This window comes from Neobacillus vireti, assembly GCF_036962345.1.
GTDB classification, from domain to species: Bacteria; Bacillota; Bacilli; order Bacillales; family Cytobacillaceae; genus Neobacillus; species Neobacillus vireti_A.
This window is the reverse complement of record NZ_JBALNB010000017.1, coordinates 136,157-160,544: the sequence shown is the minus strand read 5'-3', so window position 1 is coordinate 160,544 and position 24,388 is coordinate 136,157. Positions and strand designations below refer to the sequence as shown.

Below are 24,388 nucleotides of genomic sequence, written 5' to 3'. Positions count from 1 at the left end.
TCGATATTATTCGGGGAGTGACAGGCACTGTTCTTATGCATGGGCAACAGATTATTGATCTTCTAATTCTTTTACAGTCTCGCCTTCAACTAACACTGGTTGATAATATGTTTCATTCGGTAAGTTCTTTTTCCCTTGTAATTTCTTAATAATCCAATCAGCTGCATCACGTCCCATTTGTTCTTGTGGGTGTGTCAATGTCGTTAGGTTGATATTAGCATTTTTGGCAATGAAAGAATTGTCCTGGCCAATAATTGATAATTTTTCCGGAACAGAAATATCAAGTTGTCTGCATACATTTACCACTTCCAATCCTACCTGGTCGTTATAGCAAACAATTGCAGTCAACACGTCTCTATTTTCATTTAGGAACTTTTTCAAGTTAGTGTATAGGTCCAACTTCGTCTCAGTATTGAACGAAAGCACATGCTCTGGTTGAAATCGTAATTTGGCTTCTCCAAGCGCTTTTATATACCCCTTCATTCGATACTTTCCTTGTAAATCATCCGTTTTTGAAATGAGTCCAATTTTTGTGTGTCCTTTCGAAATCAATTCTTTTGTTGCGAGATAGCCAGACTGCACGTCATCGAGACAAAGGAAAGGAACATCTAATTCTTCATAATAAGCATTGATCATGATGAATGGAACATCCTGTTCCTTGAACGATAGGTAGTAAGCAATATTAGGATTGTATAGATTGCTTTTTGTAGGTTCAACAATCAAACCATCTACGCCAAATGACAACATCATTTCCAAAGCTTTTTTTTCTTGTTTGACATCATTATTTGTACTAGCTAATAGTAACGAATAATTATCCTCATTCAATCTCCCTTCGATTCCACGAATAATTGAGGGGAAAATATAATCAGATATGTAGGTCGTGATTACACCGATTGTTTTATTATTAGAATTCGCGAGAGACTTTGTTTGATATTGGTTACTAACATAAGTACCAGAGCCCTTTTCGCTTCTTAGGAATCCCTCATTTGATAGATCTAGTATGGCCTTTCGAACAGTGTGACGGCTAACTTCATACTGTTCTTGCAAGGCTGATTCAGTAGGAATTTGTTCTCCTTCGCGGTAATCTCCTGAGAGAATTTTACTTTTTATATCATCAATAATAACCTGATACTTTGGCTTCATTTCATTCACTTCTTTCATAGTTGTTCGCATCCTAATTCTTTATCCCGAAAATTTGTATGGACATATTTTATCATGATTTTGAATGAATTAAAACATTCTACTCTAATTCGCACGAACAATTGGAAAATTGTAAATATTAAAAAGGTAACTCACGAATACCTCCTATTACAAAAATTTTAAAAGGGAAAAGGAAAAACTATTCTAATATTTGTATGTACATATAATTTTGATGTTGACAAATGTACGTACAAAAAATATACTAAGCTTGTAAATGAAATTTAGTGAAAAGGAAAGCGCCACCTTTTCTTCATAAGATATTTTGAAATCGCTATCTGAGAGGGGGATTAACGTGAAAACGAATCGAGGAAATATTAAACAAGCGATTGCTAAGGGAGAAACTTCACTTGGAATCGAATTCGGATCAACTCGTATAAAAGCAGTGCTGATTGATAACAGTTTTGAAACTATTGCAGCTGGAAGTTATGAGTGGGAAAACCGTTTAGAAAACGGAATTTGGACGTACAACTTGGTGGATGTTATCACAGGTCTTCAAACAGCTTATAGTGAAATGAAGCAAGAAGTTGAGCAGAATTATGGAATCACAATTCGAACAATTGGTTCTATTGGATTTTCTGCAATGATGCACGGGTATATGGCTTTTGACAAAACTGGTGAGCTGCTTGTTCCGTTTCGGACTTGGCGTAATGCAACAACCAGTGTTGCAGCAAAGGAATTAACAGATAAATTCCAATTCAATATCCCTGAACGGTGGAGTATTGCTCATCTTTATCAAGCAATACTAAATGAAGAGAACCATTTACCTCGTATAGATTTTATTACTACATTGGCTGGATATATTCACTGGTTACTGACTGGGAGTAAAACAATTGGGATTGGGGATGCTTCGGGCATGTTTCCAATTGATGAAACGACACAAGATTACAATGAATCGATGATCCATCAGTTTGATGAACTGATTGCAGCCAATGGTTATCCTTGGGGGCTAAGGGATATTCTCCCTAAAGTCTATATTTCTGGCGATAAAGCAGGTGAATTAACCGAAATCGGAGCGAAAATTCTGGATAAATCACAAAATTTACAACCAGGCATTCCGCTTTGCCCGCCAGAAGGTGATGCTGGAACAGGGATGGTTGCTACGAATAGTGTGAGAAAACGTACTGGAAATGTCTCTGTAGGAACTTCAGTTTTTGCCATGATTGTACTAGAGAAGGAACTTTCAAAGGTGTATCCAGAAATTGACTTGGTCACTACACCGAACGGCAGTCCAGTTGCAATGGTTCATGCGAATAACTGCTCAAGTGATATCAATGCTTGGCTGGGATTGTTCCGTGAATTTCTTGAGGCAATGGGACAAAAGGTTGACATGAATAAATTGTTCGATGTGATGTTTAATAAAGCTTTGGAAGCAGACCCAGATGGTGGTGGTTTGCTAAGCTACGGTTATTATTCAGGTGAAAATATCACAGGATTCGAAAAAGGACGACCTTTATTTGTTCGCTCACCTGAGAGTAATTTCAATTTAGCAAACTTCATGCGGACTCATCTTTTTACTGCTTTTGGTGCTTTGAAAATTGGAATGGATATTTTGACAAAGAAGGAAAATATCAAAATTGATAGCATATTAGCTCACGGTGGTTTATTTAAAACTCCTGTTGTTGGACAGAAGATTATTGCAGCAGCAATGAATGCTCCGGTTTCAGTTATGTCAACGGCTGGAGAAGGCGGTGCGTGGGGAATCGCTATTCTTGCTTCTTACATGATGAACAAAGATCAAAATGAAAGTTTAGAAGACTTTCTCGACATAAAGGTCTTTCAAGAGGTTGATGGACAAGAAATTTTTCCCGATGGATTTGACGTTGAAGGATTTGAAGAATTTATCGAACGATACAAAAAAGGTTTAGTCATTGAGAAGGCAGCTGTAGATCATTTGACTTTGAGTGGAAAGCTGGAGGGAATGACATGTTAGAACAACTGAAGGAAGAAGTATTTCAAGCAAATCTGGATTTACCAAAACATGGACTTGTGAAATACACATGGGGAAATGCAAGTGCCATTGATCGTGAAAGTGGATTATTCGTTATCAAACCGAGTGGTGTTGATTATGAAATAATGAAAGCTAGCGATATGGTAGTTGTTGATTTAGATGGCAATGTTGTTGAAGGAGAGTTAAACCCTTCATCAGATACACCGACTCACGCCGTACTTTATAAGCATTACCCAGAAATCGGCGGCATCGTGCACACGCATTCAACTTGGTCAACAATATGGGCGCAGGCAGGCCTCGATGTTCCGGCAATGGGGACTACTCATGCAGACACATTCTATGGTTCCGTTCCTTGTGCCCGCTTCCTGACACAAGAGGAGATTGATCGTGGTTACGAAAAAGAAACGGGTAATGTGATCATCGAGACATTTGAAGAGCGTGGGTTAGATATTTTAGCGGTTCCTGGTGTCTTACTTCATGGTCATGCTCCATTTACTTGGGGCAAAGACGTAAAAGCAGCGGTAATGAATAGTGTAGTGTTGGAAGAAGTTTGCAAAATGAATTTATTTGCAAGGGAATTAAATCCAATTGCTGAAGAATTGCCACAAGGTATTTTAGATAAACATTATTTACGAAAACATGGAAAACATGCTTATTACGGTCAAAAGTAATATAAAATCTATCAATCTATCAAACCATTAAATTAAGAAAAGAGGATGATTATGTTAACAGCAGGAAAAAGAGAATTTTGGTTTGTTGTAGGCTCACAACATCTTTACGGGGAAGAAGCGCTAGCTGAAGTCAAAGCACACGCACAAACGATGACCGATGCCTTAAATGAAAGCGGTGTTTTACCTTATCCACTTGTATTGCAAGATTTAGCTGTTACTGCGGATAAAATCACAAGCATCATGAAAGAAGTCAATTATCGTGATGAAGTTGCTGGTGTTATCACGTGGATGCATACGTTCTCACCCGCAAAAATGTGGATTCGCGGAACAAAATTATTACAAAAACCATTGCTTCATTTAGCTACACAATTCAATGAAAGTATTCCATGGGACACAATTGATATGGACTTTATGAACCTAAACCAATCCGCTCACGGTGACCGTGAATATGGTTTTATCAATGCCCGTTTGAAGAAGCAAAATAAAGTTGTCGTAGGTTACTGGGAGCGTCCTGGAGTACAACAGCAAATTGCACAATGGATGGATGTAGCGGTTGCTTATAACGAAGGCTTCAATATAAAAGTCGCTCGCTTTGGGGACAATATGCGTAATGTTGGTGTGACCGAAGGGGATAAGGTTGAAGCGCAGATCCAATTTGGGTGGACAGTTGACTATTTTGGAATCGGAGACCTTGTTCAATATGTAAATGCGGTTACGGATGAAGAAATTGATGCTTTATTTGCAGAATATGAAGGACTTTATGAATTTGACTATGGCACCTATAGTAGAGAAGATTGGGAGAAAAGCGTAAAGGTGCAAGCAAGCTACGAAATCGCTATTAAACGATTCCTTGATGAGGGCGGATACAATGCCTTCACAACTAACTTTGAAGATTTACATGGTATGAAACAGCTACCTGGTCTAGCCGTCCAACGTTTGATGGCACAAGGATATGGTTTTGCCGGTGAAGGGGATTGGAAGACGGCAGCACTCGACCGCTTACTGAAAGTGATGAGTCATAACCAATCAACTGGCTTTATGGAAGATTACACATATGAATTAGCTGCTGGCATGGAATCCATCCTTCAATCACATATGCTTGAAGTCGACCCATCATTAGCAAGTAACAAACCAAAGATTGTTTTATCTCCATTAGGCATTGGTGACCGTGAAGACCCAGCACGTTTAGTATTCGACGGTAAAGCAGGAGACGGTGTTGTTGTTTCTATGGCGGACTTTGGTACTCATTACAAACTATTAATTAATGAAGTTTCTGCATTTGAGCCAACTGTTCCAGCACCAAACCTTCCAGTCGCCCGCGTACTGTGGGAAGTCAAGCCTAACTTCCAAGATGGGGTGAAATCTTGGATCGAGAATGGCGGAGGTCACCATACAGTTGTTTCATTGAATTTAACAACAGACCAAATTATCACCTATGCAAAACTTGTTGACTTGGATTACGTAGTGATTAAGTAATGACTTTATCCTCCGAGGAAGTTCTACTTCCTTGGAGGGAAAAGATAGGTATTCCAGAAGTTGAAGAATGAAAATAGGAACCATTCGGATTCTCAAGCGTGATTGTAGCTTTTTGAATATATGAAAACGTTAATCTACCGAAATAAAAAGATATAATTATATAACATCTAGGGGGGAACTTTAATGCTTAATGAAAAGAAAGTCTCAAGTAGCTTCATTTATTTTTTCGGGGCTTTTGGCGGAATTTTGTTTGGATATGATATTGGGGTGATGACGGGGGCTTTGCCTTTTCTGCAACAAGATTGGGGGCTTGAAAGCGCTACAGCTATTGGCTGGATTACCTCTTCGATCATGTTTGGCGCAATTTTTGGAGGTGCCATGGCCGGACAACTATCAGACCGTTTAGGACGGCGCAAGATGATCTTAATCTCTGCTGTCATTTTTACGATTGGGTCCATTTTGTCAGGGGTAGCTCCTCATAATGGAAGTATCTTTTTGATTGTTGTTCGAGTTTTCTTAGGGATGGCCGTTGGTGCTGCTTCCGCGTTGGTCCCTGCCTATATGTCGGAAATGGCCCCTGCACGTCTGCGCGGACGGTTGTCAGGGATCAATCAAACTATGATTGTTTCCGGGATGTTACTTTCGTACATTGTTGATTTTTTATTGAGTGGTTTACCAGTAACAACGGCGTGGCGTTTAATGCTTACGATGGCGGCCGTACCTGCAATCATTTTATTTATTGGAGTGTTAAAGTTACCTGAATCACCACGTTTTTTAATTAAAAATAATAAACTTAATGAAGCACGAAAAGTGTTGAGCTACATTCGTCCTAAAGAAGAAATTGAGTCTGAAATTAAACAAATACAAGACACTGCTAAAGAGGAAAAACTGGCAAGTAAAAATGTTTCATGGGGATCACTGCTTAGTGGTAAATACCGTTATTTAGTTATTGCCGGAGTGGGTGTTGCTGCTTTTCAACAATTCCAGGGTGCAAACGCAATTTTTTATTACATTCCTTTAATTGTCGAAAAAGCAACAGGAAATGAAGCGAGTTCAGCGTTGATGTGGCCAATTATTCAAGGAATTATTCTCGTTCTAGGTTCATTACTATTCCTACTGATTGCTGATAAATTTAAGCGCAGGACTTTATTAACTCTAGGTGGAACGGTTATGGGGCTGTCCTTTATTTTGCCAGCCATTATAAATCTAGTCATTCCAAATGCAAGTCCAATGATGATCGTTGTTTTTTTAAGTATCTATGTAGCCTTTTATTCATTCACATGGGCTCCTTTAACGTGGGTCATTGTCGGAGAAATATTCCCATTGATGATTCGTGGACGTGCGTCAGGATTGGCCTCATCCTTTAACTGGATTGGTTCTTTCTTAGTTGGATTAATGTTTCCAATTATGACTGCTTCAATGTCTCAGGAAGCTGTTTTTGCAATCTTCGGTGCTATTTGTTTACTTGGAGTTTTCTTTATCCGGACATGTGTTCCTGAAACTCGTGGATATACCCTGGAGGAAATTGAAAAAATCGGAGAAAATAGACAAGCGAACAAAAAAACAGCATAAAGTGGAACTTCCATCAGTGGGGGGGTCTCCATGCCCCACTGATGGTTAGTCTTCTAGCCCGATTAATTTTTCTAAGGGCTGATGCTCATGAAAGCATGTTGGTTTCTCTATGATTTCTTTCTTAAGGCCGAAGTTGCGACTTCGGCCATTTTTCAATTTATCATTTGTTTGCTGAACATTAAAAAGCAAGGCCGAGTCCGAAGCCGTGTCAACTTCGGACAAGGAAGGGCAAAAAAAAGCAAGTACCTGTCCGAAGCCGAGGAAACTTTGGGCGGCCATGGGGACGGTTCTGATGGCTTTTTTTGATTGTGAATGTGTAAATAGAGGTGTCACCTAACTAGTTAGTGACACCTCTATGTATAAATGGAACCATTAGAACCGTCCCTGTGGCTCCTAACGTTTTTATTAAAGGGGTCTTTAATATTGATCTCTAGGTTTTTGACTGCCGGCAGTAAGATGGGCATCAAACATATCAATGATTTCAAGGAACCTATCAGCTTCCCGAAAAACATGGTCTGCTAATAGTGGATGAATGATACTCTTAATTTTACATTCCTCAATTAAATCACGTGCAGTCTTCTTAAAGTCTCGAAGGGATGAGACCGATACACGGTTTTGGTCCAAAAATTGATCCAAAAGAGGAATTGTTTGAGATTGTGGTCTCATCGAGTCCAAATCTCTGGCTTGGTACAATAATTGATCAAAATCATTACTAAAATTATGTGCCATATCAATTAATTTCCTTTCGGATGGATCCAGCAAATGACCAATAAATTTAGCATGATCAGCCATTATCCTTAAGAAGAAGACATTTTCTTTAATAATAGCGTCTGGAAGGGCATCCAATTTACCTTCATTTAATTGAATTAGTCGTTTTCTAAAGTAATTCGCTTCCCTGCTTGTATGATCAACTAGCAGTGGGAAATTATTGGCTCCTGGCAACTGACATGTAATAATTAAGCCTAATATTTTTCGTTTAAATACATATATATTCGTTGCAGCTTGTTGTACTTCTGAATTAAATCTTCTAATTTGTTCTGGATCCGTTTGATTAGTAAATGCATGTGCGGCTTGTTCGATACGTTCAAATGTACGGTAAAATTGATTGGCCTCTTGAATTAGTTGAGTATCCTCTGCTCTAAAACCCAATCGAAGAAATAAAGAATGTTCTTTCATGATCCTAGCCCAAAAACGTATTTCATTTAAAGAGCGCTCAACAAACAATACAGATGTAACACCAGTATCAGCATGTAACATGTGATCCTCACCGTTCATTCTTAAAACCCCCTCAATAAAATAATCCAATTGCTCTAAGCTTATTAACAAAGTTAATTAAATATACCTAGGATTGAATACGGGGCAAGTCGGGCAGGCCAGGGGGACGGTTCTCATGGTTTTTTGTGATACTAACCCATAATCGAACCATGAGAACCGTCCCTATGGCACCCCCAGATTCTGAAACAAAACTTTTTAAGTTTACTGGATATATATGTTAATATTTAGAAAGGGATGTAGCGTGTTCATTAAGTTTTTTTGGTAGGGTAGTTTCAAATTTCTTGAATTGAGGTATGTACGGGGGTGTATTAATGAAAATAGTAAACAAAGTGCCAAAAAGTAACCCGCATTTACATTTGGACCTAATTAAAAGTGGATGGATTCCAATGAAAGAACCTAAGAATGTAATGAGTGCTATTTTGTTATCAATTCCTTTCATGATTGTCGCTGCATTCATCTCTATTGGGATCATAAATATCTTTTCCTCTATTGCTTTAAGCGATTTTGGATTTACATCGGATTCAATATCAATATCCATTAACTTAGGCATTATTTTTTTGCTTGTTCTACTGATCATCCTTCACGAATTACTTCATTTAATTTTCATTCCTCACTTTATACAATCCCAAAAAACATATATAGGTCTTACTCTTTTCGGAGGTTTTGTCCTAACGGAGGAGGAGATTTCAAAATCAAGATATATCTTCATTACCATTGCGCCTTTCATGATTATTTCAATCATTATGCCATTACTATTAGGTGCATTTGGGCTATTAACACCGACACTAAAAATTTTGATCATTCTAAATGCCATGGCATCATCTGTTGATCTCCTTAATCTCCTTCTTATAATTAAACAGGTTCCGTACCATGCAATTCTAAAAAATAATGGAACAAATACTTATTGGAAACAAAGAATTAACGGTCAGGTTGCTGATGAAAATAATATCGTTATGAATAAAGAGGTCTGAAACAATGAATATATAAAAGGCATGCCCACAAGAATTGGATTGCTCTTTCTATTATGAGTATCAGTGCTTGTGTTATTTCGTTATATTTCCAAATCTTATATGGCCATTATCTGGTAAAACGAGGATTGGTCTGCTCTTATGGACACAACGGGTGCAGTGGTATTTGTAAGAATGGTTCTTCTAATCGTTACCATCTTATTAAATTCAATTACTCTCATTAAGAGAACCCGTTACACTGAGACTATTAATAATTTAATCTCATCCATAAGATTTTTCAGATATAGAACCAAAAAGGTGCCTGTCACCGATGTGTTGACGAAAGGACACATCCGGTGACAGGCACCTTTTTCTGAACCAGGAGAACCGTCCCCCTGGCATAAGAGCACTTTACGGGAATATATATCAATTTGTGTGGATATTTTTTTCCTAGGAGGAACCAACATGAATGAAACATTTGAGAGGAATGCAAGATTTGAACACCGATTTTGGCTGCAGATTTTAGGTGATCATTCTAGGTTTATTTATGAAGCTCTTGCTCCTGTTCAAAAAGCTGAGATTGAGCAGGCCGCTAATTTTATTCATACATTTGATACACTTTTAGATCAATCAAATTCCTCTGAATTGATGCAATTAACCGCTCAAGCAGAAGAAGAGGTACTAAAATTACGAGAATTTAAATTAGAATTACTAAGAAAGCACCTTGTCGGAAAAATTAAGATTCACCTTTCACCTACTTTTTTTAACCATATGGTAAATGAATTAGAGGAATATTTAAGAATTTTAAAACATTTAATGGCGGGGCAAGACCCTCCTGTTTACCATGAACTCCATCATCATCCTTTTATGGTTATTGGATGCTGCGGGACATTCCGAAGCGATATCCTCCAATTTAGATGGTGTTGAAAAGAAATTAAGAGAGAAAAGTAACACATTTAAAAAGGACTTTGAAGGTTTTTACCTAAAAGCGGTAGAGCTAGCAGGATATTTAAGAACCAATTTGACTGCCTTTCCAGCTTTGAAAAAAATGACTAAGGACGCTGAGTTAGAAATTAAGCTATTTCAAAATTTCTTATCTGAACTGGAAGAACTAAAACTAAGTAAGCAAGCATTAGGAACTTTTGCGCCTTTAATGGCAGATCATATGTATCGAGAAGAATGTTATTATTTAATGAAATTAGCAGAAAGTGCAGATATTGAACCGCCAAACTGTAATCCTGCTAAACCTCGACTAATGGAATAACAGGACCATGGGGACGGTTCTAATGGCTTTTTAATTGGTGGTGTCAGCCCTCACACAATGTGTCGTTGTGATCGTTGAACGATTTTGAGATTTGTGAGATACCTAACCATAATCGAATTATGAGAACCGACCCCGGGTCATTCTTTTAACGACAGACTGTTTTCGTTAACTTTGTTGTTTTATATAAATTTAAATTAACGAGGAATTCATGGAATAATATGGTAATATAAGTTGAAACATAGTTTTGGAGGATTAACATATGGAAATGATGGCTTTTTTAGGACTTATTCCTATCTTATTATATTTAGGAATTCTCGTGTTTGCTATTTATGTTGTAATTACTATCTTAAAGTTAATGAAACAAAGAAATGAATATCTAAAGGAAATACGCGACGAAATAAAAAAGAATAATAGTGTCGATTAGTTTAACAATAGCTCCACTAACAATTTTGAAATTAGAAAAGCTAATACCGCAATGGCGGTATTTTTTTCGTCTTGAGAAGGACCATGGGGACGGTTCTGTTGGCCTTTCAAGTAGGAAATGGTAACCCAAAATCTAACCATGAGAACCGTCCCTCCGGTTTTCCCTCCGGTTTTCTCAATGGTGAAATTATTCCCATAAATACGTTAAATTAGTTTAATGTAAGGTAAGAGGTAATAAAATAATTATTATGATGAGGTAATCATGAAAAAAGCCTGGCTTGCTTATCATTTAATCCTGCTGTTGTTTCTTAGTGTAATGATGGTCCTCCATTTTATGGTTAACGGAGGGCGGAGCGAACATGATATCAATATCTACTTTGTTGGGATCAGTATATGGGTCAGTGTGTTGAATATAGTCATCGCGTTTCCTATTTGGATTGCCGTTATTTTATTCAACAGACACCGCATGAATAAGAGGACATTTTTAATTGGCCTAAGTCTATTTTTGTTATTTTTCTTCCTTTCTATTTTGCCCTTTGCTGAAATGCTTGGGTATATGAGCTTGTGAGATGCCTGTCACTCCTCGGTTTTTCGAAATTTAGGCAGCTTCTTGGGCATGAATTCGGTATTGAACCGGACTCATGCCTTTTATTTTATGTTTGATGTTATAGATGATCTAGAGTGATGCATGAGGCCATGGGGACGGTTCTGGTGGCTTTTTATTGACAATTCTCGTACTTGTTATTTTAATAAAACCTTGAGGTTACTGGATTTATACTCAAACTAACCAATCGATTAGTTGGTGATCCATCGTGTTTATTATTGCAAAAATATGTATTTTGTTAGTTTCTATTGTCTGTTTTGAAGATAATTCCTAAAAGTCATAGCCATTATACGAAAATTAATTTTCATGAAAGCAGGCAAAAGTTTGATGATAAGAGGGCTTATGCACAATTTAATCAAACGTTTAATTAGTTGAATTCGTGTTAACCAATCGATTGATTAAAATAGCTTTACTTGCTGTTAAACCTGAGTTTTTCCACCTTGGGAGTAAAGGAATTTGTCGAAAAGAGAATCTAGTAAAAAGGGAAACCAAAAACTGTTTAAATAAAGGGTATTAGGAAAGCATCATTCCTACAATTAAGGTAAATAACTTCTCTCGTCTCAAGTACTTAGTGGAAGGGCTTAGAGGAAATTTTCCTCTAAGCCCTTTTGATTGCAGTAAGGATCCGGCACTGTTTTAGAAAACGATAACAGTGCGAACCTTACTATTTAATTAATTTCTTCCTTAAAAACTTCTATCTGACTGTTATGTCTTTGCAATAACGGATGATTTTCCACTATCTATTCAGTTACTTGAAAGTTGATCGTGTAGGCTTGGTCCCAATCATCAAAGGGTAAAATGTTGAGTTCAGATATTCCTGGTTGAACACCAATAATGGTTGTTTGCTTAGCCGTGTTCCAATCGATTGGACCGGAGCTAATCATGAGTTCATCATAAAACTCATTTTCATCCATAGAATCTGTTCGTTGGATGAGAATTTCTTCCCCTACCTTCAATGAAATCGTGGCTCCTTCCTTATAAGAGGCAGTGATGGTTCCATCTTCATGGAAGGCATATTCTAGCACAAGCGGGCCGGTTACCTCTTCATTTTCACTTGTTTCAGGCGTAGGTACCGAATCTGCTGGTATGTCGTAGATTACATTTCCGCTTGCAGCGGTAAGTCCATCTACGCCATCTGTAAATTCACCTTCTACTAAATAGACCTTTGTTTCGCTTATAATCTCATTCATGGATTGATCGTGACCGATTGTTGCGTTCAGGGTAATATCCCCTAGGTACGTTAAGCCATTCGCTTGAATCAATTTTTTGATTTCTTCCTCCGTAAAGTTAACAGCTTCTTCTGGAGCTGAGGTTAGGGTGACTTTATCAATTAACCATTGACCGTTCTCCTTAACAGCTGTGATATAAAAATTATCCGCAAATTCATTATAATCTGCGCCGTAGATGAACGGTTCCACGAGTGATTTAACACTTACTTTTGTTGGTGTGTTTTCCATTACCTCAAATCTTGTATCATAATTTGGATGTGGCATCCCTTCCCCACTTGTGGCGATAATGGTTTCGAGAAAATCCTTATGCTCGTTCATATAGTTTCTTGATACGAGAGTAGAAATTTTCTCCTCATATTCCCGGTTATATATATTGATAAGGGTTGCATCATATTGAAGTCGTTCTGTTAGAAAGGTGTAGCTTGTTTCCACCCATTCAAAATATTTTTCCATTACAGAGCGGATTTCAGGATCAGTTAAGAGTGCCTCGGTTGAAGAAGGATCTTCTTGCTTGTCTTGGTTTTCTTCAGGAGCTTCTGTTATGGTTCCTTCTACCGTTTTGCTCGTGAAAAATTCATAAGCCCCGTATGTTGCACCACCCATACAGGCCAATGCTAATAAGGGAAATAGCAGCTTTACGATTCTTTTCATCATTCCAATATCTCCTTAATTGGCTGGTGCCGAATTCTCTTCAAATTGTTGGAAATAGGCCTCGGATTCTTCGAGACGAACTTTATCTTCTTTTATCAGTTCGGTCGTTCCTGCAGCGAGGTCAGTAATTTTATAGGTATACAGTTCATAATAGGTCTCGACTTCGGCATTATTGTACCAAGCGGTAAGAAATGTATCTTCGCTGAGTGGATATACACGGTCACCACTGTAAAAAAATCCGCTGCTTCGGCCAGCTGTGTCTTTTACTTCAACCATTTTTTCATCATGGATATAGAATAATTTACTATAGTTTGAATTCGAAGATTCTGTTTGTTGGACAACAATAATATTTGGTTTGGTTCCGATGATTCTTCCGCTATTTTGTTCCATGTTGAAAAGCCAATCGTCAATCTTTTCAGATTGCGTGATATCATCGACACGGAACTCATAGGACCCTTCACGAATTAAATCAAACTCATTCGCACCTGCCCAAGTCATGCCCGAAGGATAGCTTTTGTCTTCAATTGGAACGATGTCAACCCGGTGCTTCCCGCCAGCAGTGTCTACCACTTCTTCCCAATGATAGACTGCCTCTTTCCCTGATGTATGATCACGAGTAAACTCTTGAAGTCCTATTAGTTCGACAAGGGCATCTTTATTTTGATCCTCTATATAAATGAGTCCAACCTCTTTTGCAAAATAAGCAGTACGTCCATCGCTTGATTCAACCATGGCCACATCCGTAAATTTACCAGCCGAAGTAGTATAGTAATCTATTAAGGTTACAATCTCATAGCTAATACACTCATTCTCTTCATTGCATTGCTGCCACGTTTGACCGAGCTCAATTGGATACCGCAAGGCAGGAGATTTACTTTGGGCATCTCCTATCATCAAACCATCTTTTTCCTCCATCATAATGGTTTGTTTTGTTGATCCATCTCCCATGGACTGATTCCAAATTTGCTCATTCTCGTTGTCTCTTTCAATAGTTTCAACTATAAAAGTGTCATCACTAAATTCATATGTATAGATTTTTGTCGGGTCACGCAAAAAAGACGCATCCTTAAACTTACTTGTAGACTTCTTTTGAAGCTGTTTTTCTTCGGTTTGTTCCTTAATAATCACATCATTACTACCACAAGCGGACAGTAACAGGAGGAAAACGAATAAGATGAAGTTCATTCCTTTTCTCATTTTAGTTATACCCCTTTGTAAAAATATTCTAGAAAACATCTTAACAGGTATAGGTAAGAAAGACTAGATAAAAAGAGTGGTTGATGACTAAAAAAAGGAAGAGAATCATGATTCGAATCGTTTGAATTAGACAGTTCTCTTCAAGTTTCGTCACAATTTACCAAAATAATGTTATAATATGGTGCTAAAGGCGGAAATTCACTAGAATTTGTCGGAGGAAATGAGCGGATGAAATACAGAGCGATAACAATCAGTCTATTAGGCGTAATGATCTTCTTTCTAGCAATAAGTTCATATCTACTCGTAAGTGCAACGAATAGTGCTCCTACTGTCATCTATCTTCCTGCTTCAACCGAGCAATCTCCTAATCTTGAAGAATCAGCAAACCAAGGAACTTCCACCATGTCATGGGAAGGAGAATGGAGCCGGAATAGTCAATCCTCTCCGGGGACGTTAACGATAACAGACGAAACAGCCACAGACTTTTCTTTCAGTTTAACAAGCCTTAGCGGAGTTAACATTGGGGAATTGGCGGGAACGGCAACGATTTATGGTGAACGGGCTACTGGAAGGCTTTCGGAAGATTACGGAACGGAGGAAGAAGAATGTACCGTTTGGTTTACGAACAAGCATAATCAGATTGAAATTGAAAAGGTGACTCAATCCTGTTATAACTGGGCAGGAATGGGTGTGGTTTTTACTGGTGAATATAAACAGGGCGAAACTAAATCTGTTCAAAAATCTTTAGTAGGAAGTGTGTTTGCTTCAGCGGATGAAGATTCTAGATTTCGAGAGTTAGTAGGGGAAGATTATTCTCTCTTTACGGAAAACCTCATGTATATATACGACGAAGAGAATTTGGATCCTTTTGGTGCGACAGTGAAAACTGGTTCCATTCGCGGCTTAGCATCCATCAACTATGGAATCATTATGTACAATGATACCTATATGTGGGCAGCCGTATCCCATCTGCCAAATGAGAATGAAATCCACTTGAATTATTATAGCAGCCACCCGGATTATCGTGGTAAGCTGCCAGTGACGATTGAGAACTATGTCAATGGTAAATATGATAAATTAATTTTAAAATCCAAATAAAGTGTTCATTTTTTAGAAAGGATTTAGACTATGGAAAAGTTAAACATTCAGTTTGAGGAAATTGAGACCCATGATCATGAGCAAGAGGTTCAGACGAAGGTACTTAACGGGCAGGCAGAAAGTGAAGATGTACCACAACCCTTTACCCTGCGTAGAACTGTTACGGTCGCCGCTTTTGCAGGAGTAGGGGCTTTTATTGTGATGGGTGCTCTTTCCTTCTTGTTAAAAAAGCCTCTACTACCTTTCATGCAAGCTTTATATAGCGAAATGCCCGCAGATGTCCTTCCAAACGATGGGAAGGAACTTCAGACGATGATTGAAGGACTTGACTGGAATCATATTTTCTTGGCTATCTATCAGCAATTTGGTTCCATTATGCTGCAAAGTACTCCACAAGGAGAAATGTTTGAAAAGGGAAGCGAGATAAGCAACTTATACATAAACTATCAATTAGGTGTTGGGTTCCTCCTTATTATTCCATTTGCTGTGCTTTATCTCACGTATCATCTAAGTAAAAAATGGCTGGATCAAGATAAAAGGACAAATCGGTTATTTATTTTTTTAACAAGTCTGGTCCATTCCCTTTTACTAGCAGGAATGGGACTGTTTAGCCGTCAAACAGCGCCATCCGCGTTTCAAGGGGCTGAATACCAATTTACCTATTCATTTGCTGCGATTCTTGCATTTTCATTTATTACGAGTGTGCTGTTTTTATATCTTCCTATACTGAAACAGGAGCGAAAATGGAAAAAGGGAATCAGTTATGAGGTAAATCCATTTTCCGAAGCAGTGAACGTAGCAGGCCAAATGGTGGTTTTGACGTATCTTGTTTTGTTTATTGGTGCACTAATTGGTGTAAATATGGATGAAATCGATGAAAGTTCGCTATACTTTGGATTATTATTTGCGCCTTTGTTCCTAGGAGTTCTGCTATTTAGCTCGTTGAATATCATTTCAGATGAATCAGGGGTGCAGGAGTTCCTAACCTATTCTTTATCAAAGGGTGTTTATTTAGAAAACGAGCGTACCTTTGATGGGATGGTTGAAATTTTTACATACGTTGACAATACGCTGTTCCTGAAATTAGTGTTTTACCTGCTGATACTCTATTTCTTTTCGATCTGTGTCCGCAAAGGATATTTGATTGCAAAATATACACACAGCAACCCGATGAACGAACTGATTGTTTTTGCAAGCAGCCTTGCTGCTCTGATCACAATGGTTATGTATTTATTTAATTATGATCTTTATGTTTCAAGCCAGATCTTCACCTATGCACATGATTATATTGAAATGAAAATTAAGGTAGAGGAAATTCCTGTGCTTCTGCATACGTTTTTCATTGGCAGTTGTTGTTCCATTGTCGGGGGTGCTATTTATATGTGGAAAATCCGGCACAGACAGGAGGGATGATGATGTCGAGGATAGCCATTGGTGTGCTAATGCTGCTAATGTTAACAGGCTGTTCAAGTTTTAGTGTCTATAAAAGTGATGAAAATACCTATGAACAAAATGATTTAATGAGGGCTGTCTATTATCAGGATCTGAATAAAATGCAGGAACTCGCTCAAGATTCGTCATTGCTTCATGAAAGAGACGCGCGCGGAGCAAATATTCTCCATTATACAGCCAAGTACGGTACCGCTGAAATGGCTGAACTTTTACTGGAGCTTGATACGAAAAAGTTGTTAACGGAAAAGGGGGGAGCGAGGAATAAAACCCCTCTGCAGGAGGCGTTGTTTGAAGGAAATGATGGGGTAACGAAAGTATTCTATCAAGCCTCTCCTGACAGTAAAAATCAAGTTGATGATGAGGGGCGTACCTTGCTTCATTTAGCTTTTGTAGGAGGGCAGGGATGGCTGGTAACGGAATTGCTGCAACAAGGGATGGATCCGAATAGTCAAGATAATAACGGAAATACTCCGTTGCACTCATTGTTGTATTGTTTAGAGGACAATATCTGTGATTCCCATCATTCCAGTATTAAGAACCCTACCCTTGAAATGATTGATTTTGGGTTAGATCCGCATCTTGAAAATTACCAAGGGGAGTCTGTCATGTTCATCCTTGAGAAGTACCGTGGTGCCGACTTGCTATTTTCAAGTTCAAATAAGAAGAACAATAATTTAGCTCGCGCTGCTATATTTATCCAAGCACAGCTAAGGGAATTTAATTAAGAAGAGGTACAGAATATGGCATTCATGTTAACGATATCGGTTATCATTCTTTATCTAGTGTTTTTTTTCATCTGCCTTGTCTGCTTTGAACGCTATTTCTTTCGAAAAAATAAAGGCATCTTATCCTATTTTTACATCCTGGTTTATAGCATGTTTATTCCTTTGACCCATACGGTTTTTTTTGCAGGTGCAGCCATCGTCATGTTTAAAGCATTCTATGGATCAGTTCCATTTTCATGGTCACTTCCGGTGTTTTGTATGTTAGCTGCACTGATACTTGGGATTGTGCCAACAAGTCTTTCTGGTCAGACAAAAGGGCTTAATGTCTGCCTAGTCATTACACCAACTGTCCTACTCTTAGCTGGTGTTTTTGTTATGGTCCTTGATCCTTGGTGGAATCAGCAGCTGTCAACGCATCTTCATCCGTCGTTCCCATCGTTAGGTTTATTACTGTTAATCAGTAATGGCTCCATGCTGTTGAGTCACCTCAGTTGGATCTTATTTGCCCAAAAATTAGGCTTTATGCGAGGAGGGTCAGAGTATGCCAAGGTCAAGTAAAATATTTCGCTTATTTGTCAGCTCTACTTTCACCGATTTAAAGCACGAGCGAACTGCATTGCAACGATATGTTTTTCCGCGCCTGAAGGAATTATGTGAACAGTATGGAACAAAGTTTCAGGCGATTGACCTGCGCTGGGGTGTTCCTACGGAGGCTCAGCTTGACCATCGCACAATGGATATTTGTATCAATGAGCTCCGCCGTTGTAAGGAGCTTTCTCCTAAGCCCAATTTTTTAATTCTCTTAGGTAACCGCTACGGCTGGCGGCCCATTCCCAATAAGATTGAGAAGCATGAGTTTGAAATGATTTTGGAGTGGCTGAAGAACCATGATGTGTCTGGTTATACCCTGTTACAAGAGTGGTATCAGGAGGATTGTAATCAATTGCCATCTGCTTACCGTTTATTGCCTCGTACGGGGAAATTTGAAGAGGCGGAGGTTTGGGAGGAAATTGAGGGCAGGCTGCGGTCCATCTTTGATGAAACCGTTCAGCAGCTTCCGTTCTCAACGGAACAAAAAGATCACTATTTGTTGTCGGCAACTGAGCACGAGATTCGGGAAGGGGCCTTTAAGCAAGAAGATGCCGCCGACCACGTATTTGCGTTTTTTCGTGAATTTATCCATCCACCGCAAACCTCTCATGCACGGGATTTTATTGATTACACAGAAAAAGGCAGTGTTGATGAGGTGAACCAGGAGCGTCTGGCTAGGCTAAAGCAAGACATTGAAGGATTCCTGCCAAAAGAAAATATTCGTTCCCATCGTGTTGATTGGGCTGGTGATGATATTGATGTGAGTTACTTACCAGACTTTTATCAAGATGTGCTTGCCAAGTTAGAAGGTGTCATTAGAAGAGAATGTGAAGAAATTTTGGAACTTCCCGTCGCGATGAAAGAGAAGGAAATTCATGAGCAGTTTTCGAAAGCTCATTCCCAATTCTTTATAGGCAGGGAAGAACAGCTCATGCAGGTTGAACAAAAACTGAAGCAACCGTTGAATCCTGTAATCATTTCCGGAGAGTCTGGCGTTGGAAAGACGGCTTTTGCAGCCGCCCTTGCAAATCATTTAAAAGAGAACGGTTCGATGGTACACCTTGTACAGCGTTATATTGGGGCATCCTCTTTTGGATTAAATTCCTTTGAATTGTTGCAATCCATCTTGATTGAGCTGCAGCCAGAACGTGCAGTAGAAATTTTTGAAATGCGTACCATGGATGAGTTAGAAGATGAGCTGCTTTCCATATTCAAAAATGCTTCGTTGAGAGAGCCAATCGTGATTGTGATGGATGGGCTAGACCAATTACAGGACCGGCGAATTTTGTCCTCTTTGTTTGTAAAGGAGTTACCTAAGTACGTAACGATCATTGGAACCGTAGCAAAGGATAGCAGTTTCTATACCTCTATGACCAGAACCTTTTCGGACAACCATTTCATTGAGATTGTACCTATGAGCAGGCCTGAAGGGAGGGAGCTGCTGGGTTATTGGCTAAATCAAGAGCAACGAACGTTACAGCCTGAACAGGAGGAACTTGTGCTGCAGTCGTTTGAAAAGAGCCCCTTGCCTCTATATTTAAAGCTTGCATTTGAAGAGGTGAAATTATGGACCTCCTTTCAAGAGAAGCGACCTCTTCTCCCTAGCATTGATGGAATATTAGAGCAGTTTTTTGAGCGATTGTCCCATCCATCGAACCATGGATCTGTCTTAATCAACCATGTGTTCGGCCTTTTGGCAGCCTCAAGGAACGGCTTGGAAGAGGCTGAGTTACTTGCATTGTTATCGGAAAACAGTGATGTAATGGAAGATTTTTATAGTAAGGCTAAGCATGAGTATCTCGGGAAAAACTTGCCCGTAGTCATTTGGGCGCGCTTGTTTAATGATCTTGAGCCCTATTTGATGGAGAGAAATGAGAATGGTTCCTATATCTATAGCTTTTACCACCGTCAAATTGGCCGGAAAATTAAAGAGACCTATTTAAAGCAAGATTTTCATGAAAAAATCGCCGACTATTTTCAAGATAAGCAGAATTTTTTGGACGGAGAAGAAAGTCAGATTCCGAATCATCGCAAGGCATTCGAACTTCCACTCCAATTGTATCAGTCAGGATATGATCGACAAATGGAAAGCCTGTTAACAGATTTCAACTTCCTCCAGTCAAAGATACAAACAAAACTTTCTCATGATTTACTGCGAGACTATGAAAATCTGAAAAACTTGCAGGAAGGTTCCAGGCATTCCACACAGTATGCAGATGATTTTTCACGTTTTTGTCAAATTCACCATAGTTTACTTGTGCAGTTCCCAGAGCAAATTTTACCATTTGCGATCAGAATGCCTGAAGGTTCAAAGGTATTTCGTGAGGCAAAACGCTGGTATGAAGAGAAAAGTATCCAATATCTTCTTTCCAATCAAGGTCAGGATCTTGATTTAGATTATTATCAACATACCTTTCAATTGCCAGATATTGATTTATCTTTTTGTAAATGGCATCCAAATGGCAGGCAATTATTAACCATTCATGACGACGTTATTAAAATTTGGGATATCTATACAGGCGAAGAAATCAATCAGCATTATCCGGGAATTGGTACGATTAAACACGTTGTTTTTTCGGAGGAGGAGGATCTCCTAGCGCTTGCCAGTAACCATAAACTGAGTATCTTGGAATCATCTACTTTTACGTGTGTTTACGAGACACAGGTAGAAGAGACCATCTTAAATCTAGCTTGGAGGCCGAATGGTGAAGACCTAGCCGTTGGCACAGAGAAAGGGATAGTTGAAATCATCCATCTGCCATCCCAAGAGAAGGTTACGTGTAAGCCCATCGATCAGGCCGTTCTTCAATTAGCCTGGAGACGTGATGGGGATGAACTCGCGATCTGGTATCAAGCAAAGTTTAGTTCAGATTATCGAAAAATGGTGATTTGGGATGTTCATAACCAGACCGAAAAGAAAGTGCTGCGCTCGAAATATCAACTCATGCCAGATACCTCTCTCTATCATTACATGTACTATGACGATGAGGGCTTCTTATGGACAAGTGAAAGCACTGGAATCATGGTTTGGAATATTGAACGCGGCGTAAGGGAAGATAGTACCATTGGTTTGGAAATCGGCCGGCATTATTTTTATCAAACGAAAATTCTTTCAGTTTTAGATAAAGGCGAAATCTTTGTTTGGGAGGGAAAATCTGGACATGGCAAGCTGCGGCTTGCCTTGCCAGCTTCCGAAACCTTGCTGACAATCGATTTTAAGGACGGGCTCCTTGCTACGATTACCGTTGACGGAAAGGTAACGATATGGGATTTCCGCCAGCTGGATGCCAAAAGCAGCAATGGTGATCAGGTTGATTGGGCCTATACCCATCCATTATGGGTGTTTGCCCATTATGCAGACTGGCTGAACAGATTGGCTGGAGCCTTTGATGTACTCATACCACGGAGAAAAGCCTTATCCAAACAGGTAGAAGACATCTTTGCTGCCAAACAAGTTAATACCCAATTTATCGATTCGTTGATCATTTCTAGTTCGCTGTCTTCATCAAAATCTTATTTAGCGACAGGGCATCTAGGTCAATACATGCAGATTCATAATCTCAAAGAGGACTCTATCATTCAATATCAGCCGTTTAAATCAGGGAACATCCGGTTTTGTCACCTATCTGCGGATGAAAAATTGGCAGCGTTCGGGACAAAAGATCAAGTGTGGATCATGAATATTCGGAGCGGTTATGTAAAAAAGACGTTTACATCAAGTAGTGAAATCATTACGGCACGGTGGTCAACGAACGGACAAGTGATTTGTATTGTACACGCTGACGGGTTGATAGATTTGATCGATCTGAATACAAATGATGGGAAGAGCTGGATGCTGGATGCTGGCCCTGAAAGTGAGGGGCAAATTCTTATGAAGTGGAGTCCGGATGGTCAATACTTGTCTATTTGCATTGGCAATCAATTTTTTGTTTATCAGATTGCGGGTACAAAAAAGGGAAAAATAAACGAAAAATTAATCGCCAAGGGAAGCTTAAACCAATTGGTGGAAAACCATGAATGGAGCCATGATAGCAAACAAATTGCTTTTTTAGGGATGCGGTTTGAATTCATTGTTGTTCAGGTCCAATTGAAGCAAGTTGTCCATCAGCTTGATTGCTTCCCAACAGGTGTATCACATGCGCTTGCTGACTATTTACATGATATTATGTTGCTGCCGCATGAGAAGATAGCTAGTTTAGAAGACATGGCCAAGCAAGAAAGTGAGAAAGCAAACTTACAAAGGATTCAGCGGTTTGGCCAAGTATTGGGTGCGAATTCCCTGCTGGCTTGGGATGAAACGGGGAACTATCTAGCTGTGGGGCTGGGCAACTGGCTAAAGGTTTTCATGCTTACAGAAGGAAAAGAAACAGCGCTTTTTTATACCAATGAACCGATGATTGGTTTGTACTGGAATGGGGACAAATTACAGACAATTGAAGGAAATACGATGAAAAGGAAGGAATACCACTTTCCGCAAAAAAAAGAAGGGGCCAGCTAAAAGCTCCCTTCTTCTCCTTTTGATAGAAATTCATTTTCATAGAATGGCCCAGATTCAGTTGGAACCTCAATGGAAACAATTCGCTTTGATTTTGGCAGCAGGTCAATGATGATAGTATTGCCGACCTCGCCTCTTAATTTTTTAAGTGTAAAGGTATAGTCATCTAATGAATCAAAGTAGGCGGTTTGGTAGACCTGATGATTGGTATCAATGAGTTGAATCCCATATCGGTGCATGTTACCGCGTGCATTGTATGGAATCTGACCAACTAAACTGTTGTCGATTGGTCCGAATAATTCCTCTTCGATGGGAATGACCTGTGCCAACGTACTTTTCGTTTGAACGGGAAGGTCATCTTGGAACGCTGTGAAATATTGCTTCATCATCATCAAGCCGAACAGACTTGAAAAAATTAGAAGCATGGTTAATAGACCAATCCAAAGAATATGTATGATGTTACTAGGTGCTTTTTCATGCCGTAAATTATTAAGAAGCCGGCTGATAAATAAGCAAATGATAAAAACCGTAAAGAAAGCCAGGAATTTTCCTTCAAAATATAGCTGATATTCTGTCTGCGGCTCAAAAAATAGGAAGAGCGCAAACCCGAAAATGGGAAATGCTACAACAAAGGTTAACACCAGAATATTTATAAAACGGAAATAATAGTTGAAAAAGTACATAAGTCCACCCCAAAAATGATAATCTACCATTATCGTAAATCAAATGATGTAATAGGTAAAGAGAGTTAGGGGCGTTTAAACTTGAGATTTCTATCTTTAATGATTAATTCTATTTTTATCGTAATAGGAATTTTTTTTCTTGCCATAGTATTTGGTGACTTTGGACTCCAGACCGTTCTTAATTTTCTTCTGGCACTCGCAGTCTTGTATGGCTTATTTCGTCTGAAGAATTTTTATTTAGGTAAAAAATTTGTACGAATGCAGTACATCAAACGAGCGAAAAAGAGTCAACAATCTCATTCCATATTGAAAGGTTTGAGTATTACAGGCTTCATTGCGGGAGCAGCGCTGTTTATTCTAGGTGGAACAAATTATGTACTATCAGGTATTGGATTCTATCTATCGTTATTTTCCATAGTCTTAGGCATTTTTTTGGCTAAGAGGTGGAGATAAGAAACCAGGGGGAAACCATGGGGAAACCATGGGGAAACCAAGGGGACGGTTCTAGTGGTCCAAACGAACCTTATTCGGAACCATGAGAACCGTCCCTTTGGCACACCTTTGGCACAGAAAGGGTGAGGGTAATGACGTATAAACCAGAACCGATTGTGACTTCGGGAATTGGGTTACCAGTAGAAGTTCTGGAACTCAAGGAGGAATTAGCTAAAAATATTCATGAGGTCTGGGCATCACAAAGAATAGAACAAGGTTGGACCTATGGACCAGAGCGGAACGATCGCAAAAGGATGCATCCGAATCTCGTTCCATATGAAGAGTTAACGGAAGAAGACAAAGATTATGATCGTAACACTGCAATGGAAACGTTAAAAATGATTTTATCATTAGGATTTAAAATTGAAAAAGACATTCGAAAGGAATAGGGAAAA

Annotated in this window: 21 protein-coding genes and 1 pseudogene; 16 read left to right on the top strand and 6 right to left on the bottom strand. The window is 39.0% G+C overall.

The annotated features are described in order from the left end of the window. Nucleotides 1-51: 51 nt before the first annotated feature. A complete protein-coding gene (locus V7108_RS20510) occupies nucleotides 52-1,143 on the bottom strand; it encodes a GntR family transcriptional regulator (protein WP_335569271.1) in 1,092 nt (363 codons plus the stop codon). 349 nt (nucleotides 1,144-1,492) lie between these two features. Here V7108_RS20510 and V7108_RS20505 point away from each other — a divergent pair, with 349 nt between their 5' ends. From V7108_RS20505 to V7108_RS20485, 5 genes are all read left to right on the top strand, one after another. After that, nucleotides 1,493-3,130: a xylulokinase gene (locus V7108_RS20505; protein ID WP_335509990.1), complete on the top strand. Its 1,638-nt coding sequence runs from the start codon at nucleotides 1,493-1,495 to the stop codon at nucleotides 3,128-3,130. Continuing rightward, entirely contained in the window at nucleotides 3,124-3,819 is a 696-nt protein-coding gene (locus V7108_RS20500; protein ID WP_335509992.1) for an L-ribulose-5-phosphate 4-epimerase, read from the top strand. The genes V7108_RS20505 and V7108_RS20500 overlap by 7 nt, the downstream gene beginning before the upstream one ends. A 51-nt stretch (nucleotides 3,820-3,870) precedes the next feature. Continuing rightward, nucleotides 3,871-5,295, top strand: coding sequence for an L-arabinose isomerase (gene araA / locus V7108_RS20495; RefSeq protein WP_335569270.1), 1,425 nt, complete (start codon nucleotides 3,871-3,873; stop codon nucleotides 5,293-5,295). Between the two features lie 183 nt (nucleotides 5,296-5,478). Then, the gene (locus V7108_RS20490; protein WP_335569269.1) at nucleotides 5,479-6,867 is read left to right on the top strand and encodes a sugar porter family MFS transporter; all 1,389 of its coding nucleotides are present in this window, start codon (nucleotides 5,479-5,481) and stop codon (nucleotides 6,865-6,867) included. 87 nt (nucleotides 6,868-6,954) lie between these two features. Continuing rightward, nucleotides 6,955-7,173 (top strand): hypothetical protein, encoded by a 219-nt coding sequence (locus V7108_RS20485; RefSeq protein WP_335569268.1) that lies wholly within the window; start codon nucleotides 6,955-6,957, stop codon nucleotides 7,171-7,173. Nucleotides 7,174-7,284: 111 nt separating this feature from the next. On the opposite strand, the gene V7108_RS20480 is transcribed toward V7108_RS20485, so the two are convergent. Further along, entirely contained in the window at nucleotides 7,285-8,142 is an 858-nt protein-coding gene (locus V7108_RS20480) for a DUF2935 domain-containing protein (protein WP_335569267.1), read from the bottom strand. A 311-nt stretch (nucleotides 8,143-8,453) separates the two neighbouring features. Between V7108_RS20480 and V7108_RS20475 the strand changes: the two genes are divergently transcribed. From V7108_RS20475 to V7108_RS20465, 3 genes and pseudogenes are all read left to right on the top strand, one after another. Continuing rightward, entirely contained in the window at nucleotides 8,454-9,113 is a 660-nt protein-coding gene (locus V7108_RS20475; protein ID WP_335569266.1) for a DUF3267 domain-containing protein, read from the top strand. A gap of 441 nt (nucleotides 9,114-9,554) precedes the next feature. Continuing rightward, nucleotides 9,555-10,353, top strand: a pseudogene (locus V7108_RS20470) (DUF2935 domain-containing protein). Between the two features lie 259 nt (nucleotides 10,354-10,612). Continuing rightward, the gene (locus V7108_RS20465) at nucleotides 10,613-10,777 is read left to right on the top strand and encodes a hypothetical protein (RefSeq protein WP_335512970.1); all 165 of its coding nucleotides are present in this window, start codon (nucleotides 10,613-10,615) and stop codon (nucleotides 10,775-10,777) included. Here the strand turns inward: V7108_RS20465 and V7108_RS20460 are convergent. Further along, complete coding sequence (locus tag V7108_RS20460) at nucleotides 10,774-10,917, bottom strand: hypothetical protein (protein WP_335512972.1); 144 nt, start codon at nucleotides 10,915-10,917, stop codon at nucleotides 10,774-10,776. The genes V7108_RS20465 and V7108_RS20460 overlap by 4 nt on opposite strands. A 121-nt stretch (nucleotides 10,918-11,038) precedes the next feature. On the opposite strand from V7108_RS20460, the gene V7108_RS20455 reads away from it, so the two are divergent. Next, a complete protein-coding gene (locus tag V7108_RS20455) occupies nucleotides 11,039-11,344 on the top strand; it encodes a hypothetical protein (RefSeq protein ID WP_335512974.1) in 306 nt (101 codons plus the stop codon). A gap of 776 nt (nucleotides 11,345-12,120) precedes the next feature. On the opposite strand, the gene V7108_RS20450 is transcribed toward V7108_RS20455, so the two are convergent. Next, on the bottom strand, nucleotides 12,121-13,263 hold the full coding sequence (locus V7108_RS20450) for a hypothetical protein (RefSeq protein ID WP_335569265.1): 1,143 nt from the start codon (nucleotides 13,261-13,263) through the stop codon (nucleotides 12,121-12,123). 12 nt (nucleotides 13,264-13,275) lie between these two features. Beyond that, entirely contained in the window at nucleotides 13,276-14,457 is a 1,182-nt protein-coding gene (locus V7108_RS20445) for a hypothetical protein (protein WP_335569264.1), read from the bottom strand. A 228-nt stretch (nucleotides 14,458-14,685) separates the two neighbouring features. On the opposite strand from V7108_RS20445, the gene V7108_RS20440 reads away from it, so the two are divergent. From V7108_RS20440 to V7108_RS20420, 5 genes are read left to right on the top strand one after another with little or no spacing between them, the layout of a single operon-like run. Next, the gene (locus tag V7108_RS20440) at nucleotides 14,686-15,555 is read left to right on the top strand and encodes a hypothetical protein (RefSeq protein WP_335569263.1); all 870 of its coding nucleotides are present in this window, start codon (nucleotides 14,686-14,688) and stop codon (nucleotides 15,553-15,555) included. Nucleotides 15,556-15,585: 30 nt separating this feature from the next. After that, the gene (locus tag V7108_RS20435; protein ID WP_335569262.1) at nucleotides 15,586-16,968 is read left to right on the top strand and encodes a hypothetical protein; all 1,383 of its coding nucleotides are present in this window, start codon (nucleotides 15,586-15,588) and stop codon (nucleotides 16,966-16,968) included. 2 nt (nucleotides 16,969-16,970) lie between these two features. Then, nucleotides 16,971-17,732: an ankyrin repeat domain-containing protein gene (locus V7108_RS20430; RefSeq protein ID WP_335569261.1), complete on the top strand. Its 762-nt coding sequence runs from the start codon at nucleotides 16,971-16,973 to the stop codon at nucleotides 17,730-17,732. A gap of 15 nt (nucleotides 17,733-17,747) precedes the next feature. Further along, nucleotides 17,748-18,290, top strand: a complete 543-nt coding sequence (locus V7108_RS20425; protein WP_335569260.1) for a hypothetical protein — start codon at nucleotides 17,748-17,750, stop codon at nucleotides 18,288-18,290. Next, on the top strand, nucleotides 18,274-22,821 hold the full coding sequence (locus V7108_RS20420) for an AAA family ATPase (RefSeq protein WP_335569259.1): 4,548 nt from the start codon (nucleotides 18,274-18,276) through the stop codon (nucleotides 22,819-22,821). Before V7108_RS20425 ends, V7108_RS20420 begins: the two co-directional genes overlap by 17 nt. On the opposite strand, the gene V7108_RS20415 is transcribed toward V7108_RS20420, so the two are convergent. Then, a complete protein-coding gene (locus V7108_RS20415) occupies nucleotides 22,818-23,501 on the bottom strand; it encodes a hypothetical protein (protein ID WP_335569258.1) in 684 nt (227 codons plus the stop codon). The genes V7108_RS20420 and V7108_RS20415 overlap by 4 nt on opposite strands. An 81-nt stretch (nucleotides 23,502-23,582) precedes the next feature. Between V7108_RS20415 and V7108_RS20410 the strand changes: the two genes are divergently transcribed. Continuing rightward, a complete protein-coding gene (locus V7108_RS20410) occupies nucleotides 23,583-23,954 on the top strand; it encodes a hypothetical protein (RefSeq protein ID WP_335569257.1) in 372 nt (123 codons plus the stop codon). A gap of 131 nt (nucleotides 23,955-24,085) precedes the next feature. Next, complete coding sequence (locus V7108_RS20405; protein ID WP_335569256.1) at nucleotides 24,086-24,382, top strand: RyR domain-containing protein; 297 nt, start codon at nucleotides 24,086-24,088, stop codon at nucleotides 24,380-24,382. Nucleotides 24,383-24,388: the final 6 nt, after the last annotated feature.

Bases quoted from the DNA above. Each gene is read 5' to 3' on its own strand.
- V7108_RS20510 (WP_335569271.1), bottom strand. From the start codon at position 1,143: ATGAAGCCAAAGTATCAGGTTATTATTGATGATATAAAAAGTAAAATT.
- V7108_RS20500 (WP_335509992.1), top strand. From the start codon at position 3,124: ATGTTAGAACAACTGAAGGAAGAAGTATTTCAAGCAAATCTGGATTTA.
- araA (WP_335569270.1), top strand. From the start codon at position 3,871: ATGTTAACAGCAGGAAAAAGAGAATTTTGGTTTGTTGTAGGCTCACAA.
- V7108_RS20490 (WP_335569269.1), top strand. From the start codon at position 5,479: ATGCTTAATGAAAAGAAAGTCTCAAGTAGCTTCATTTATTTTTTCGGG.
- V7108_RS20485 (WP_335569268.1), top strand. From the start codon at position 6,955: ATGAAAGCATGTTGGTTTCTCTATGATTTCTTTCTTAAGGCCGAAGTT.
- V7108_RS20480 (WP_335569267.1), bottom strand. From the start codon at position 8,142: ATGAACGGTGAGGATCACATGTTACATGCTGATACTGGTGTTACATCT.
- V7108_RS20475 (WP_335569266.1), top strand. From the start codon at position 8,454: ATGAAAATAGTAAACAAAGTGCCAAAAAGTAACCCGCATTTACATTTG.
- V7108_RS20465 (WP_335512970.1), top strand. From the start codon at position 10,613: ATGGAAATGATGGCTTTTTTAGGACTTATTCCTATCTTATTATATTTA.
- V7108_RS20460 (WP_335512972.1), bottom strand. From the start codon at position 10,917: ATGGTTAGATTTTGGGTTACCATTTCCTACTTGAAAGGCCAACAGAAC.
- V7108_RS20455 (WP_335512974.1), top strand. From the start codon at position 11,039: ATGAAAAAAGCCTGGCTTGCTTATCATTTAATCCTGCTGTTGTTTCTT.
- V7108_RS20450 (WP_335569265.1), bottom strand. From the start codon at position 13,263: ATGATGAAAAGAATCGTAAAGCTGCTATTTCCCTTATTAGCATTGGCC.
- V7108_RS20445 (WP_335569264.1), bottom strand. From the start codon at position 14,457: ATGAGAAAAGGAATGAACTTCATCTTATTCGTTTTCCTCCTGTTACTG.
- V7108_RS20440 (WP_335569263.1), top strand. From the start codon at position 14,686: ATGAAATACAGAGCGATAACAATCAGTCTATTAGGCGTAATGATCTTC.
- V7108_RS20435 (WP_335569262.1), top strand. From the start codon at position 15,586: ATGGAAAAGTTAAACATTCAGTTTGAGGAAATTGAGACCCATGATCAT.
- V7108_RS20430 (WP_335569261.1), top strand. From the start codon at position 16,971: ATGTCGAGGATAGCCATTGGTGTGCTAATGCTGCTAATGTTAACAGGC.
- V7108_RS20425 (WP_335569260.1), top strand. From the start codon at position 17,748: ATGGCATTCATGTTAACGATATCGGTTATCATTCTTTATCTAGTGTTT.
- V7108_RS20420 (WP_335569259.1), top strand. From the start codon at position 18,274: ATGCCAAGGTCAAGTAAAATATTTCGCTTATTTGTCAGCTCTACTTTC.
- V7108_RS20415 (WP_335569258.1), bottom strand. From the start codon at position 23,501: ATGTACTTTTTCAACTATTATTTCCGTTTTATAAATATTCTGGTGTTA.
- V7108_RS20405 (WP_335569256.1), top strand. From the start codon at position 24,086: ATGACGTATAAACCAGAACCGATTGTGACTTCGGGAATTGGGTTACCA.